Source organism: Variovorax sp. AB1(2024) (assembly GCF_037482385.2).
Classification (GTDB): Bacteria; Pseudomonadota; Gammaproteobacteria; order Burkholderiales; family Burkholderiaceae_C; genus Variovorax.
Genome location: NZ_JBBHKP020000001.1, coordinates 721,254 through 736,105, shown reverse-complemented (window position 1 = coordinate 736,105; position 14,852 = coordinate 721,254). Strand labels below are relative to the sequence as shown.

Annotated in this window: 10 protein-coding genes; 6 read left to right on the top strand and 4 right to left on the bottom strand. The window is 64.5% G+C overall.

All coding sequences use genetic code 11. The features are described 5' to 3' along the window. Nucleotides 1–23 precede the first annotated feature (23 nt). Genes WIX39_RS03575 through pilV (WIX39_RS03560) form a run of 4 tightly spaced genes read right to left on the bottom strand, consistent with a single transcriptional unit; the run spans nt 24 to nt 6,647 of the window. Complete coding sequence (locus tag WIX39_RS03575; RefSeq protein WP_409194524.1) at nt 24–4,412, bottom strand: pilus assembly protein; 4,389 nt, start codon at nt 4,410–4,412, stop codon at nt 24–26. Nucleotides 4,413–4,427: 15 nt separating this feature from the next. Further along, nucleotides 4,428–5,042 (bottom strand): pilus assembly PilX family protein, encoded by a 615-nt coding sequence (locus WIX39_RS03570; RefSeq protein WP_409194523.1) that lies wholly within the window; start codon nt 5,040–5,042, stop codon nt 4,428–4,430. 1 nt (nt 5,043) lies between these two features. Further along, nucleotides 5,044–6,060, bottom strand: a complete 1,017-nt coding sequence (locus WIX39_RS03565; RefSeq protein ID WP_409194522.1) for a PilW family protein — start codon at nt 6,058–6,060, stop codon at nt 5,044–5,046. Then, a complete protein-coding gene (gene pilV / locus WIX39_RS03560) occupies nt 6,057–6,647 on the bottom strand; it encodes a type IV pilus modification protein PilV (RefSeq protein WP_081268729.1) in 591 nt (196 codons plus the stop codon). Before pilV (WIX39_RS03560) ends, WIX39_RS03565 begins: the two co-directional genes overlap by 4 nt. Before the next feature lie 246 nt (nt 6,648–6,893). Between pilV (WIX39_RS03560) and WIX39_RS03555 the strand changes: the two genes are divergently transcribed. Genes WIX39_RS03555 through WIX39_RS03530 form a run of 6 tightly spaced genes read left to right on the top strand, consistent with a single transcriptional unit; the run spans nt 6,894 to nt 14,848 of the window. Next, complete coding sequence (locus WIX39_RS03555) at nt 6,894–7,469, top strand: GspH/FimT family pseudopilin (RefSeq protein WP_409194521.1); 576 nt, start codon at nt 6,894–6,896, stop codon at nt 7,467–7,469. Between the two features lie 12 nt (nt 7,470–7,481). Further along, complete coding sequence (gene pilV / locus WIX39_RS03550; RefSeq protein ID WP_409194520.1) at nt 7,482–8,099, top strand: type IV pilus modification protein PilV; 618 nt, start codon at nt 7,482–7,484, stop codon at nt 8,097–8,099. Continuing rightward, nucleotides 8,096–9,100: a PilW family protein gene (locus WIX39_RS03545; RefSeq protein ID WP_409194519.1), complete on the top strand. Its 1,005-nt coding sequence runs from the start codon at nt 8,096–8,098 to the stop codon at nt 9,098–9,100. Before pilV (WIX39_RS03550) ends, WIX39_RS03545 begins: the two co-directional genes overlap by 4 nt. Beyond that, nucleotides 9,097–9,729 (top strand): pilus assembly PilX family protein, encoded by a 633-nt coding sequence (locus WIX39_RS03540; RefSeq protein ID WP_409194518.1) that lies wholly within the window; start codon nt 9,097–9,099, stop codon nt 9,727–9,729. The genes WIX39_RS03545 and WIX39_RS03540 overlap by 4 nt, the downstream gene beginning before the upstream one ends. Nucleotides 9,730–9,731: 2 nt before the next feature. Next, nucleotides 9,732–14,372 (top strand): pilus assembly protein, encoded by a 4,641-nt coding sequence (locus tag WIX39_RS03535; protein WP_409194517.1) that lies wholly within the window; start codon nt 9,732–9,734, stop codon nt 14,370–14,372. Continuing rightward, complete coding sequence (locus tag WIX39_RS03530) at nt 14,369–14,848, top strand: type IV pilin protein (protein ID WP_409194516.1); 480 nt, start codon at nt 14,369–14,371, stop codon at nt 14,846–14,848. The genes WIX39_RS03535 and WIX39_RS03530 overlap by 4 nt, the downstream gene beginning before the upstream one ends. Nucleotides 14,849–14,852: the final 4 nt, after the last annotated feature.

Genomic DNA, 14,852 nt, shown 5'->3' with positions numbered 1-14,852 from the left:
ACGTTTCTTTATGTGGTTCATGTTCAAGATCCGCGCTTCAGGTCCAGGTAGTTGTTGATCTGCCGCCAGCTCAACCGGCCCGCGGTGATGACGACGCTGCTCTGTCCGGTGTTGCCCGTGCCGCCAGCGGCATTGCCGACGCCGCCGGAACCCTGTGCAATCACTTGGCTGGTGATCCTCTTCTTGCGCCGGCCGGTGCTGTCGCTGATTGATTCGACCGTGGACGCCACCTCGATCACCAAGGGCTGCCCCATGATGCCGACCGTCGATACCCGTCGTGTCCCCATGCCGGTGTCCACGTCGACGATGTACGAATTACCGCCGCCCCCGCTGACGCCGCAGTTGGTCGAGTTGCCTGCCGTGCCCGGGATCAGGCTGCCGAATATCAGTGTGCTGCCGTTCAACAGCGCCCCGCTCACCTGGCGCTCGGTGCTGGCGTAGTCCATGTACCAGCCCGAGCTCACGGTCGATGAGTTGGTGAGGTCGCTGGTGGCGCGGCCCCAGGTGAAGCTGGGCACGGTGAGCGCGCCGGTGGAGTCGATCGAGGCGGCTCTCAATCTTGCACGCCCGCTGATGGCGCCGGATCCGTTCGGCGTCGCATCGGCAACGCTCGTGCCGTCGTCGTACACCACGTAGAACGAGTTCTGCGCGGTTGACGAGCGGTCGTCCACTTCCAGGTATTTGCCGGTGCCGAAGGCCACCTGGATCGCGTTGATGTTGTTCGTCGCGGCCACCAGCGTGGGGGCCATGCTGATGGGCTGCACGTTGCCCGCGCTGTCCTTGGCGACGTAGAGCGGGTAGGGGGCGTTGCTGCTGGCGTTCTTGAAGGCCGACAGGTTCGCCATGTTCCACTCGGAGGTGCCGTGGTTGCGGAAGTCGAGCTTCCACATGTTGCCGTGCAGGTCACCCGCGAAGATCTGGGCCACTTCGCGGTTGCCGCCGGTGGCAATGGCCGCCTTGAAATTGAGCATCCCGGTGGCCTTGGTGACCGCGAGCGTCGCATCGAATGGAAATTCCACCTTGTAGTAGTTGGTGCCAAGCGTCCAGGCCGTCTCGGGCGCCTTCGAAAGGTCGAGCAGGAACAGGGCGGGGTTGCCGGTGCTGTAGTTGTTGGCCGCGTTCACCTTGGTGTAGTTGTTGACGCCGCTGGCCACCACCGCAAACCACTTGTAGGTGGGGGTCGTGGCTGTCGGCGCGCTGGTGCGCATCTTCAAAATCTGCGGCTGGCCGACGACGAAGCCCATGTCGACGTCGTCGTCCTGCGTGAACTCCCACAGCACGTTCGACGCGGAGAACGACGTGGGGTCGGTCACATCGAGCGCGAACACGCCGCGTCCGCCTGCACCGGTGCCCGACACGAGCACTGTCTTCCAGTCGGCCGCTGTACCGGCGGAGCCCAACTGCGCTTCCGCCACCACGGGCGGACCGTCGACATAGCTCTGGTGGTTGGACACATAGCTCGCATCGGTCAACGCGGCAAGCTTGGGTGTCATCCAGCTGGGGATGTAGCCGAACAACTCGTCGCCGGTGCCGGCGTTGAAGGCGTGCAGCATGCCGTCGTTGGCGCCCACGAACACGGCGGCCGTACGGTTGAGGTTGGCCGTCCTGAAGGCGGCATAGCTGGTGGAGTTGATGTTGTTGGACGGCGCGCCGGAATACACGACGCCCGAATTGATGATGTCGCCCAGCAGCTTGTTGTTGCGGCGGCGGAACGGCGAGCCTTCGCGGGCATTGCTGCCACGCAAATAGGTCACGCGATCGGAGCCCAGCGAGTCGGCGGTGGAGGAAGGGGTGATCTTGTTCAGGTCGGCTTGCTGCGCGCTGGTCAGGGAATCCCACAGGAATGCGCTGGCCTTGGGTACGGCATTGCCCGGACGCCCGATGACGATGTTGCGCGAGGTTGCGGGCGCGGACAGCAACGACAGCCGGTTGGTGGCCGACCAGGTGGGCGTGGGCGTGATGCTGGCGGTACCGTTGCTGACGCTGATCGACTGCGCGAGCAGGTCGCCGCTCCAGTCGCTGGTGTCGAAGGCGCCCTGGTAGACCGAGTTGCTCGTTTGCAGCGACTTCGACTGCACCGCACTGCCGGCAATGCTGCGCGCGGAGGTGGAAGCCCGGCTGAAGATGCTGTCGAACGCGCTCAGCACGCTGCGCGCGCTGCTCTGCAGGTAGTAGGTGCTGGCCTCGCCGGGGCGCGCGCTGTCCTGCCAGACGTTGTCATCGACCGTGCCGTCCTGGCGCTTGAAGGGGTTGCCGAAGGTGTTGTAGGGCTTGCTGCCGGTATTGGACGGGTCCGACTCGAACCCGCCGTACTTTGCCGAGGTGAAGAACTGGTTTCTGGTGCGGCGGGTGGTTGCGTTGTTCTGGTCGCCGTATTCGTTCACGTCGAAGAAGAAGCTCTTCACGCGCAGGCCGGGGCGCTGCATGGCCGGTTGGTCTGTCCAACCGGTGCCGCGGATGTCGTGCGTATGGGCCCAGTATGAGTAGCCGATGATCGCCTCGCCGCGCGGGTTGCCGTTGGCATTGGCATTTCCGGTCGTGTGCTGCTGGACGCCCTGGCCGTCGATGTAGGTGGTGTCTCTGGCCTTTTCGAAGTTCTGGGCCACGGTCGTCCAGGCCGTGAGGTCCGGAATGTTCCCTGCCACGTTGGTGCTGGGGTAGCGGTTGCCGTCGTGGGTGTTGATGTCGCCGATCACGACGATGTTGCTCTTCAGGCACGAATAGTTGCTCGAGCTGGACCGGCTGTCTCCGTAGGGGTCGTTCCAGTTGGTGAACACCGGATAGCCGTCGTACATGCTCGTCGTCATGTTGCTGATCGCGATGTCGCTGGGCTGCAGGCCTTGCAGATAGCGCAGGGATTCGTAGTAAAGCTCGCTGACGGGGTCGAACTGCTTGTAGCGGCCCGCCACCGGACCCGTGCGGCCGAACTTGTTGAGGTAGTTGATGACGCCGCTCACGCCGAAGGTGGCGTTGGTGCCCGAGAGTGAGCTGCTGTCCGGATTGGTTGCGAACACGCCCGTGGTGGCGTTCCATTCGGCCGCTGCATTGCCGCCGGTCGGTGTGTTCTCTATGCCGTTGATGTCGAAAGTCTTGGCGCCGACGTACTTCATGGGCGCGCGCAGCACGCCGCCGTAGCGGCCTGGCGGGCTGGCTCCGCTGTTCGTCTGGTCCATCAGGTAGCCGAAGGCGGACAGGCGCAGTTGGTCGCTGTACTTCTGCACGGTGCCCGTCGGCTTGTAGTTGCCGCTCGGGTATTTGGTGCAGAAGGTGTAGTCCCGTGCGTCGGCCAGGTTGCCGGAGGCATCCTTGTCGCAAACCTTGACGCGGGAATAGAAGAAGCCGTCGCTGTTGAGGCCGTTCGCGGAACTGGGCGGCGTCCAGGTTCCGTTGTAGGTGCGCAGATAGCACGCTTTCACGGTGCCGCTGATCGGGTCGCCGAACACGCCGTTGGAGCAGGTCACGCCGTTGGACGCAGGTGCCACGGCCCACTTGGTGCCGGCGCCGTACCAGACCTCTCGCGTCCCGGTGAAGGTGCAGCTGCCGTTCTCGGCCGCGCAACTGCTGCTCGCCACGTCGGAGGGCTTCGCACCCGAGAAATTCGTCACCGGGCCCACCGCGGACGTGGATGGCTTCACGCTGAGGCTGTAGCTGCTGGGAGAGCCGCAACTGCCACCCTTGGCCGTGCCGAAGTAGATTTTGTTCAGCGTGTTCGCCACCCAGATGTCACTGGTGCCGGCCGCGTTGATCATCTTCCTGGGCACCGCGCCCCAATATGCGCCGGTGCTGCCGCCGTTGCGCTGCAGTTGCTTGGCTGGAAAGTTGGTCGAATTCCACATGCAGATCGGGTCGCCGTTCGGGATCACGGCGCGCTGCAGGATGGTCAGGTCGGTCGTATCGATGTAGCGGTCGCCGCCCGACAGCGCAAGCCGCAGCATGTCGATGGCCGAACTGCTGGCCCAGTTCAGGAAGTTGCCGCTGAAGCCGTCATCGCACATGCGGTCCGTTCGCGCGCTGGACAGGATGCGGTCGAAGCGCTTGTAGTCGGAGGCCGTGAGACCTGAGGCAGGCGATTCGGTCGGCGTGTCGTTGTACGAATAGCAGGCATTGGCGTCGTAGTAGCCGATGTATTCGTTGAGATTGCTGTAGGTGCTGTCCGTGTCGCCGCTGGGGGTGTACTGGGCGCCGACCGTCGGGTATTCCACCGACAGCGCCAATGCCAGAGTCGGCTTGTCGCCGGACGTGGTGGCATAGAGCGGGTCGCTGGCCAGCGCAACGGGCTTGATGTTGGGGGCTGTGCTGGAGATGGCTGCGAAAGACAGCGCAATCGTTGCGGCCACCAGCGGGAAGGCAAGCCACGCGAGCGTGCGCGGCTGCGCGAACCATGGACGGGCTTTGGTGTTGGACGTTTTCATGGAAGGCGGTTCGCGTCAGTCGCGATAGATGATCTGGACGACGCCCTGGATGTCGTCCCGGGGGCCGAAGCCCATGGCTGTCACGCGGTAGATGTAGCTGGTCGTCGAGCCCGAGATATCGCGGTTGGCGGGATCCTCGATCGGCTCGATCACGTAGCGCGGCGGCTTGGAGGGCTGGATGCCGGTCGGCTGGCTGCCGGTCGAGCCTGACTGGAAGCTTCGACCCGTGAAGTCGCCATAGGCGGCCGTCTTGGCCCCGGTCGTCGCTGTGAAGTCCACGGTCAGCCATGCGGGCTTGGCCGTCGTTTCAAGTGCGCACAGGCCCTTGCTGTTGCCGGAGCTGCCGCACCCGCTGACGAAGGCATTGGTGTTGGCCATGCGGGTGAACACCGTCCGCCGGCTGGAGTCCACAGGGCCGTGGATGTCGAACTCGGCATCCATCAGCGCAGCTTCGGCCGACTGCCAGGCCACCTGCATGTCCCTGTCATTCCGTGAACTGCGTTCGCCCATGGTCGCGATCTGCGCTGCGCCCACGCCCAGTATGGAAACGATCACCAGCAGCAGCAGCACGATGATCAAGGACACGCCGCGCTGGCCTGCGGAACGGTAAGAAGAGCGTGTGTTTTTCATGTCAGAGCCCCTGGTCGTTGCGCAGGTGGATCGTGAAGGTCAGCGTCTGGCGAAGTCGACCGTCCGGCGTGGGCTGGAAGACCGTGTTGACGTCGTTACTGGAGGCGAAGGCGCTTCCGAGCGCGCCGTTCGCGCTGCTCTTGGTCGGGCCGAACGGGTAGAAGGTCTGCGACTGCGAATCCTGGGCGGCGCCCTTGGCGCTGCGCAGCACCATGCCGATGCGCACGCTGCGCACCCTGCGCCAGTTGGCGTTGGTGGCGGCACTGTTGCCGGTCACCGTGATCTGGTCCGCGCGCAGATAGGCGTTCGGAACGTTGGGCGCGAGGAGGCTCGCCGCCGGCGCCGCTCCGGCCGTGACGCCATCGACGCCATACAGCACCTGGAAATTCTCGACACCTTGCACGATGGGGCTGGACAGCCATGAGCTGGTCGCGGTGTCGTAGTAGGTGCACAGGAGCGAAGGTTCACCCTGGCTCAGGCCCACGGAGAAGATGCTTGCCAGAAGCGTGTCTCGCGCAGCGGCGGTGTTGATGTCCGCGACGGTGGCCTGCGCGTTGCCGGCACAGTCGATCATCGTCTTGTCCGCGTCCGTGGAGCCGGCGACCATGGTGTGGGCCTGCGCGGATTGGTAGCGCAGTATCAGCACATCGCTGCCGGTGCCCGCTTCGGTGCCGGGCCGCGTGGTGGACGTCGTCAGCGGGTTGGTCAGGTTCACCTTGGCGTTGTCGAACCCCATGATGCTCGGCGCCGGATCGGTCGCTGTCGCCTGGCGGGGGGTGGCCGCGAAGAACACGTCCCGGTAGCCGGTCTGCACACCGATGCGCTGGATCATGTCTGCGGCAAACCGGCCGTTGTCGCGCAGTTGCGAGGCTGCGTCGACCGTGGTGAAGCCACGGCGCGCGACCGTCAGGGCCGATACCGCCGCGGCCACCACGATCAGGCCGACGGCCATGGCAACGAGCAGTTCGATCAGGGTCAAGCCGCGAACACTGTCGCGGCTGCGTGAACGGACGATCACAGAGTGCTCCCAGGCGTGACCGGCAGGACGATGGACGGCTGCGCCGCCTGGTCGACCGTGGTGCCGGTCTTCGTGGAGGGGCGGCTCCAGCCGATCTTGACGAGGATCGGGTCGGTGGTATCGGTCGAGGTGCACGCCCACACGGCCCTGCCGTCCGACCCGTACGGCGCGCTGTCGCGGCAGATGCGCACGTGTGCACCCGGCAGCGCGTCATCCAGCCGTGCCAGCCAATCGGTGAGCTCGGCTTGCGCGACGGCGGTCGTGCTCGCGCAGTTCTGGCCGACGGACAGGCAGTAGGACGCGGTCGGGGCCACCAGGGGGCTGGTCAGCTCAGCCGTCAGGTACGGATTGTTCGTAGCAAGCAGCGCCTGGTCCTTGTTGCCCCGCATCATCTCGGCAAGCTCGCGCGCCAGCACCACGGCTGTCGACTGAAGCCGCGCATCGCGGTTCGCCTGCAGCGAAGCCGCCTGCAGGCCGACCATGCCGAGCAGCCCAAAGGACAGCACGACGATGGACACCAGGACTTCGAGCAGCGTGAAGCCGCTGGTTTTCTGGGCTTGCCGGATCCGGAAATTTGCAGAGTTCATCGTTCCAGTGCGCGGGCCGAGTTGTGAACAAGATTTTTCAAATGTGAACGGAGATGATGCCGGGGGCGCTCTTGCAAGGGCGCGCCGCCTGTCGGACCTGAGCAACCATTCGGAACATTTGTTACTCGATTGTTAGTGCCCATCGAACGGTCGCAGCCAGGTGACAAACGGCAATTGAGTACTTTCAAACTCACCTAGCATCCAGGACACATATAGAAACAGTGATGCAAGGGAGAGGTGCCACACATGGCTTGGAGGCGCAAAGCATTGCGTTGCGGCGGGTTCACGCTCGTCGAAATGGTGGTCGTCGTCGCGATGCTCGGGATACTGCTGGCGCTGGCCGTGCCGGGTTTTGTCGCGATGCAGCGGAACTCGGCAGCGGCGACGCTGGGCAATGAGTTCGTCATGGCGGTGGGCTTCGCGCGTTCCGAAGCCATCGCGACGAACAAGTGCGTCACCGTCTGCGTGCCGGCGGACATCACCGTCGCCGATCCCACCTGCGCCGGCAGAGGGGTCGAGTGGAGCGGCGGGTGGATCGTGTTCTCCAACCCCAAGTGCGACAGCGTTGCCGACGACGACACGGCGCGGCTGCTGAAGTTCTACATCGGCAAGGCCAACGGTCCCACGCTGACCGCGCCCACCGGCAAGGTCGCGGCGCTGCGCTTCGACGCGCGCGGGCGCTCGAGCCTCACCGCCCAGCAGTCGCTGGGGCTCGCGCCTGTGGGCGCCTCCGCCACCAAGGTGGTGTGCCTGGACGTGATGGGCCGCGCCCGCGTCGGCAACGTCGGCGGCATCAGCTGCGACGACAGCAATCGAAACTAGGCGGGAAGGCGAATGATGAATCGCGCTCGGCAGTCGGGTGTGGCGCTGATCGAGGCGCTGGCTGCTCTACTGATCTTCTCGTTCGGGCTGCTGGGCATCGCTGGCCTGATGGCCGCGGCGACCAGGTACCAGACCGGCAACGAAGCCCGGCTGAATGTTTCGGCGGTCATCGACGACCTGTCCGAAAGGATCCGCATCAACGTACCCGGGGCAAACGGCTATTCGGGCCTGGTCGGCGGTGTCGCCGCTTCCGGGTCGGGCTATCAGCTGACCGACGACTATTCGACGCAGGCCGCCGAGGCGGTGACCGTACCGTCGAAGAATTGCCTGACAGCGGTCTGCAGCCCGGCGGAACTGGCGGCCTACGACCTCGCGGCCTGGAAAAACATTCTTCGCACGGCTTTCCCGGGCGGGGCGGGCTACATCACCGGCAACATCTCGTCCGGCTTCGTCGTCAGCGTAATGTGGTTCGACAAGAGCGCGACAGACAAGGCCGGCGATGCGGTCGAACCGGCCGTCTGCACCGACGAGGCCGACGACCGGCAGACGGCGTCGGCCCGCTTCTGCTGCCCTGAGGGAGCCTCGGCGCCTGCCGGCGTGCGTTGCTACACCACGAGCGTTCTGCCATGAAGGCGCGTGCCCACAGGTCGCGCGGCCTCACATTGGTCGAGCTGCTGGTTGCGATCGCGCTCGGGCTGCTGCTGGCCGCCGTGGCCGGCTATCTGCTTGTTTCGACGAACCGGGTGGCTAGGGCCATCGACGCCCGCGCCGAGCAGCAGGAAGCCGCCAACATCGTGCTGGACATCATCGGCCGCGACCTGAAGAACGCGGGCTTCTATCCGGCCAGCTTCGCGGCCTCGGCCGGCTCTTCGCGCTTGCCCGGCGCCTACTCGAACATCGTGTCGAGCTCGAAGAACGCGTTCGACCAGGGCATCTTCGGCTGCAGCGCGTCGCTGTTCGACGTGGCCAGCGGAACCTGCCCGGCAGCCAGCACCTCGGCGCCTGATTCGCTCGTGGTCAATTACTTTTCCGCGGACAACTTCGGGATAGAAGGCGTCGGCACGCGGAAGGATTGCCTGCGCCAGGACGTGGAACTGGCCACTTTCGAGGGGGCCGAATACAACAAGGACCGCGCCGGCTCGGGCGACAAAGGCACCGGAACCGTGGTCTTGCCGCTGTTCATCAGCAACGTCTACGGCCTGGGCGACAGCTACACCCACACGCAGGACGGCAGGTCCATCTCCACCCGCAGCTTTCGCTGCGCGGGGAACGGGCCCAACACCAAACCGCACCAGCCCATCGTCCCGGGCGTCGTCGAATTGAGGTTTCGCTACGGGGTTGCCGAGGCGAACACGCTCGAGTCGCCCGCGCGCTTCTTCACCGCAACGGAGGTCAGCGCACAGCCGGCAGCCACCATCGACGGACAAAGCAAGACCGCCTGGCAGCGCGTGGTCGCCGTGCAGGTGTGCGTCGTGACCAAGACGCTCGATGCATCGGTGCGGCAGACCTCGAGCGGCAGCTATGTGGACTGCGACGGCGTCTCCCGCAGCTTCTCCGGCGCCGATCGCGCGATCTACAAGCAGCAGACCCGCGTCTTCGGCGTCCGCAACAATCTCACGAGGACGTTTTGAGCAGCTTGCACCGCCCCGCCGCCCAGCGCGGACTCGCATTGGTCATCGTGCTGGTGTTCATCGTGATCCTGTCCGGCGTGGCCGCCTTTGCCGTGCGGCGCGTGATGTTCGGCGAGCACATCGCACGCAACGTGCTCGACATGGAAGTTGCCAGGCAGGCCGCCGAGGCCGCGCTGCGCGACGCGGAGCGAGACATTTCGCTGGCGGACGACGTGACGGGCGCCGCCTGCCCACGCGGGGACGACCGCCCCATCAAGTCGGCCTACAGCGAGCCGAACTTCGGCACCGACTGCCCCCGCGGGCAGTGCCGCTTCGGCGAGCAGACGCCTGCTTCCTATTACGCGGACAGCAACGCCAAGTCGAAGACCAACCCCGAACCGTGGTGGCCCGCGGACAGCGGCGGCGTCGGCTGGAAGGCGAGCCCGCCTTCCGGCTGCGCTTTCACCGGGGGCGTCCCGCTGGGCACCTTCACCGGTACGCCGGGCGTCAAGGGCGTGTCTCGCCAGCCCGAATACCTGATCGAGTACATGCAGCGCGGCGAAGAAATCTATTTCAGGAACACCGCGCGCGGCTGGGGGCTCGACCCGAATACGGAAGTCGTGCTGCAAAGCTATTTCAAGCGAAGCTGAAAATGAAAAAAGCAATCATCGAATTTGCGGCAATGTTGTTTCTGGCCGTGGCGGGTGCTGCCAATGCCCAGATCCAGGCGGTTCCGCCCAATGTGAATCCGGATCCGAATCTGCCCATGGTGGTGTTGAACGTGTCCAAGGACTACAGCATGTTCAGCCGCGCCTATACGGATTACGAGGACCTGAATTTCGACGGCAGCATCGATTACTATTTTCTGCCGTATTTCAAATACTACGGATATTTCGATCCGACGAAATGCTACAGCTATGGCGGCACCGGAGTAGCCGGCAATTTCGTTCCGGAGAAATTGGCCGAAAAGGTGACTGTGGCCGGAGACCCGGCAGGTTCGCCGAGATACTACTGCGCCGAAGCGGGTGCCAGGTCATCCAGCCTCTGGAGCGGCAATTTCCTGAATTGGGCCACCATGTCCCGCATGGACGTGCTTCGCAAGATTCTTTACGGTGGATTGCGCTCCACCGACGAAGCCGGGTCTTCGCAGAATCCTGGAAAAACCGTGCTCGAAATGGCTTTCGTCCCGCGCAACAGCCAGGCCTACGCCAAGTACTACAACGGCCCCGACCTGATTCGCCTCACGCCGTTTTCATACGCTACAGGGCTCACGCTGTGCCGCCGGCACGAGAATCCGACCAATGCTGAAGAATCGCAGATATCGAAGTTGAACCCGGTGATTCGTGCGGCCGAAGGCAACTACGTTCTGTGGAACATGACGGAAGTCCGCAGCTGCAACTGGTTGAACGAGGAAAAATACGATTGGCAGGATTCGACCGTCGCATTCATGACCGCGAATTATGTGGGCGCTGGTGGCGCATCGGCGCACCAAGGCAGCAATCCGGCGAAGGCCAATGAATACATGGCCCGAGTGGAAGTCTGCCGAAAAGATCTGATCGGGGAAGAGCGTTGCAAGCAATATCCGAATTCAAATCTGAAGCCGATCGGCCTGCTGAATGAATTCGGAGAAAGCAGCAATTACGGGCACAGCGCAGCCAAGGCTGAATTTGCGATGTTCCTCGGCTCCTTCGACACCAATCTCGATGGCGGCGTGCTTCGCAAGAACATGTCCGAGATCAATGATGAAATCGATGCGCAAACAGGGGTGTTCAAGGTTTTCTCCAATGCAAACGATCGCGGCATCATCTATTCGCTGAATCGGCTGAGGCTTTTCGGATACGACCCTTCCTTGGGAAGATATTCGACGAGCTGCACTTCCGACACCATCAAGAACGGAGCTTGCCCGTCATGGGGCAATCCCATCGGAGAAATCATTCTGGAGGGGCTGCGTTATTACGCTTTCAAAGAGGCGCTCTACCGTGGCGGAGAAAAAGACGCAACGCTGGGCCTGCCGTCCCCCGCCTGGATCGATCCGCTCGAGGCAAATCCGCAGTACGCGGGTTCTGGAAAGTCGCGTGAGTCGCTCTACGGAAAGAGCATCTGCCGACCGCTCAACATGGTCACCATCTCCAGCGGCGTGGGCACGTTCGATGGCGACAGCATGGGCGCGCTGAACGACATCAAACTTGGGATCGGCGCAGCGCACGACGCGGCTTACTACACGAGGCTGATCGGCGACGCCGCGAATGAAGGTATCTCGGGCACGGTGCGCTTGGCCGGCTCCGTCGACGCGAGCACCGAGAGGGAAGGCATAAAAGGCATCTGCACCGGCAAGCTCATCGGAGACCTGAGCATGGTGTCGGGCCTGTGCCCCGAGGCGCCGAACATGCGGGGCACCTACCTCGGCGCCGGGGCCGCCTATTACGCCCACGTGAACCGCATCCGCCCCGAACTGACCGTGCCCAAGGACGCGAACGCCAACGTGCTGAAGGTCCGCCAGTACGCGGTGACGATGTCGGGCGGGTCCGCCTCCATCCGCATCCCGGTTCCGGGGTCCAGCCCGAAGCGCTATGTCTTCATCACCCCCGCCAGCATCGACTGGAACGGCAAGACGCCACTTCCAGGCAACATGGTGGACTTCAAGGTCCTGAGGCGCGCAGCGAACGGCGAATCCGGGACCTTTCTCGTGCTCTGGCAGCACCAGGCGCTCGGTGAAGACCAGGACCAGGACATGCTGGGCTCCATCCGGTACGAGACCGATGCGAGCACCACGCCGCCCACATTGCGCGTGTTCACGCAGACCCTGGAGTCGAACACCGGCAACGCCGGGCCGTTCGCCTTCGGCTACACGGTGGTGGGCAGCAACAGGGATGGAAGCCACTTCCACAGCGGCATCAACAACTACGCCTCCAGCGAGTCGACCGCGTCCTATGCCGCATCGAACGTGCAGCGCGAAGACCGGCCGACCGCAGCCAAGTGCTACCTGAACGACAACGGAAGCAAGCCGGAGGGGTGGAACCACAAGGTGGCGCCGCGCCTGTGCGTGAAGTTCGGCAATGTCTTCGTCAAGGGCGAGACCCGGCTCGACTACCAGATGCTCGGCTCCAGCGAGGCAGCGATCCAGGACCCGCTCTGGTACGTTGCCAAATACGGCGGCTTCAAGGACTCCGAGAAGACCCCGACCGGATTCCCCGACGCCGTTTCCAAGTGGGACACCAGGCGGGCCGACGGTGCCGCCTGCGGGGCCGCCGGCCAGCCCGACTGCAGCGATGGCATTCCGGACAACTATTTCCTCGCACGGCGTCCGGACCTGCTCGAGGAATCGCTGCGGCAGGTCTTCGCGGACATCACCGGAACTTCGAATTCCGCGCCGGCGGTGTCGCGGCCCGACCTGCGCGCCGGCGACTACAAGTACGTCGCCAACTTCTCCGCGTCCGACCTGCACGGCGAACTGCTGGCCTACCGGCTCGACGCGGCCGGCAATTTCGGCGCCACGCCTTCCGCGAAGGGGCATGCCAACCTGACCAGCGCAGCGACGCGCGCGATCATCACGAACCTCGGAACCACCGGGGTGCCGTTCACCCATGCGGGCCTGAACGTCCCCGCGGGCGCCACGTACCTGGCCGGCCTCGGCGCTTCCACGAGCGTGCAGCAGGACGTCATCGGCTACCTGCGCGGCACCCGCACCCACGAGAAGCTGTACGGCGGCACCTTCCGTGACCGGAACTCGGATTCGATCATGGGCGGCGTGGTGAACGCCAACCCCTGGCTGCAGGACCGGCCCTCGGCCAACTTCTTCGGCGCCGTCTTCGGCGGCTACGGCACATTCAAGACCGCCCAGAAGTCGCGCGCCAGGCTGGTATGGGTGGGCGCCGCGGACGGCATGCTCCACGCGTTCACCGCTAACGCGCTGACGCCTGTCATGTCCTATGTGCCGCAGGCGCTCTCCTCGCGCCTCAAGGAAATTCCGGATCCCACGGTCACCGATCTGCGCGCCTACATGGACGGCTCTCCATTCACCGCGGATGTGAAAACCTCCGCTGCCACGGCCGCGTGGCGCACGTACCTTTTCTCCAGCCTGGGGCGCGGCGCCAAGGCGATCTTCGCGCTGGACGTGACGTCGCCGGCAGCGCTGACCGAGGCCAATGCCGCCAGCGTCTTCAAATGGCAGTTCACCACCGCGGACGACGCCGACCTGGGCCATGTCATTTCCGACGGCGGTGTGCACCCGGCAAGCAACCAGGCCGCGCAGGTCGCGCGAATGGCCAACGGCAAGTTCGCCGTGCTGTTCGGCAACGGCGTGTCGAGCGCGTCGGGCAAGACCGTGCTCTACATCCTCTTCGTCGACGGGCCGGGCGCCGACGGCAGATGGGTGCACAACACCCACTACAAGCGCATCGAAGTCGGCACGGCGGGCGGCGGCGGCTTGATGCAGCCGACCTGGCTCGACACGAACGATGACGGCATCGCGGACGCCATATATGCCGGCGACCTCAAGGGCAACATGTGGAAGTTCGATGTTTCCAGTGATGACGCGAGCCGCTGGGCAGAGGCCTACGGCAAGCCGCTGTACGTCGCCGTGGACGCCTTGTCGAACGTGCTCCCGATCACGACAGCGCCGGTCACGCGCTTCCATCCCGGCGGCGGGCAGGTCGTGGTCTTCGGGACGGGGCAATCGATCTTTTCCGGCGACTTTCCCGACAAGGCGCGGCAGCATCGCGTCTTCGGCATCTGGGACAAGCCGAGCTATGCGGCAGACCCCGCCACCATTCCGTCGGGCGTGACCGAACTCGAGCAGCGCACGTGGAGCCTCGACACGAACAAGCCCGAGGCGATCGTCCAGAGTGCCACCGGCGCGATCGACTGGAGCCGCAAGAAGGGCTGGTACGTGAACATTCCGGGTTCGTTGGCTTCCGGCATGGTGCTGGGCAATCCGAAGGCCATGGGCAAGGACGTCAACATTCCCATCGTCTACAAGAAGGCGGCGGCGGAGGTCATGTGCGCCGACAGCGGCGCCGGGGCCGACGTGCAGGTGAACGGGGTCGCGGGCGTTGCCACGACACCGAATCTCTTCGGCATTGCCGGCGCCGCGGGCGAGGTGATCGGCATCGTCGGCCTCGACCAGCGCTTCGCCATTCCGGAAGACTCGACCGCCCGCTGCGCGGCGGGCCTGTCCTGCGCCCGGATCGTGGGGCCGAACACCGACATCACGATGAAGAAGAACACCGTCCAGGCGCGCATCTTCTGGCGCGAGATCCCCGGCCTGAAGACGACCGTGGAGAAGCACCGATGAGCGCCGGACAAGCACGCGCGCGGGGCTTCACGTTGATAGAGATGATGATCACCGTGGTCATCATCGCGATCCTCAGCGCCATCGCCTACCCGAACTACCGCGAGCACATCGCCAGAGGCAAGCGCGCCCAGGCGAAGGCCTCGCTCGCGCAGGCCCAGCAATGGCTGGAGCGGCACTACAGCGAAAACTACAGCTACGCCAAGACGGCGGACGGAACAGACATCAACGCGGCCGGCGGCGTGTTCAAGACCCAGTTCAGCACCTCACCCTTGCCGGGCGAAGGCGCCGCGAACTACAACATCGCGCTGACGCCAAACGACAAGGGCACCGGCTACACCCTGAAGGCAGTGCGCACGGGTTCCATGGGAGGCGACCGCTGCGGCGACTATGTCGTCACGCACACGGGCCGGAAATCCGTCGAGAACTACACGGGCTTCAACGCGGCACTGGCGGCTGCAAGCGCGTGCTGGAACTGAACCG

Coding starts and splice junctions, on each gene's coding strand:
- WIX39_RS03535 (WP_409194517.1), top strand. CDS start 9,732: ATGAAAAAAGCAATCATCGAATTTGCGGCAATGTTGTTTCTGGCCGTG.
- WIX39_RS03530 (WP_409194516.1), top strand. CDS start 14,369: ATGAGCGCCGGACAAGCACGCGCGCGGGGCTTCACGTTGATAGAGATG.
- WIX39_RS03570 (WP_409194523.1), bottom strand. CDS start 5,042: ATGAAAAACACACGCTCTTCTTACCGTTCCGCAGGCCAGCGCGGCGTG.
- WIX39_RS03555 (WP_409194521.1), top strand. CDS start 6,894: ATGGCTTGGAGGCGCAAAGCATTGCGTTGCGGCGGGTTCACGCTCGTC.
- WIX39_RS03575 (WP_409194524.1), bottom strand. CDS start 4,412: ATGAAAACGTCCAACACCAAAGCCCGTCCATGGTTCGCGCAGCCGCGC.
- pilV (WP_409194520.1), top strand. CDS start 7,482: ATGATGAATCGCGCTCGGCAGTCGGGTGTGGCGCTGATCGAGGCGCTG.
- WIX39_RS03545 (WP_409194519.1), top strand. CDS start 8,096: ATGAAGGCGCGTGCCCACAGGTCGCGCGGCCTCACATTGGTCGAGCTG.
- pilV (WP_081268729.1), bottom strand. CDS start 6,647: ATGAACTCTGCAAATTTCCGGATCCGGCAAGCCCAGAAAACCAGCGGC.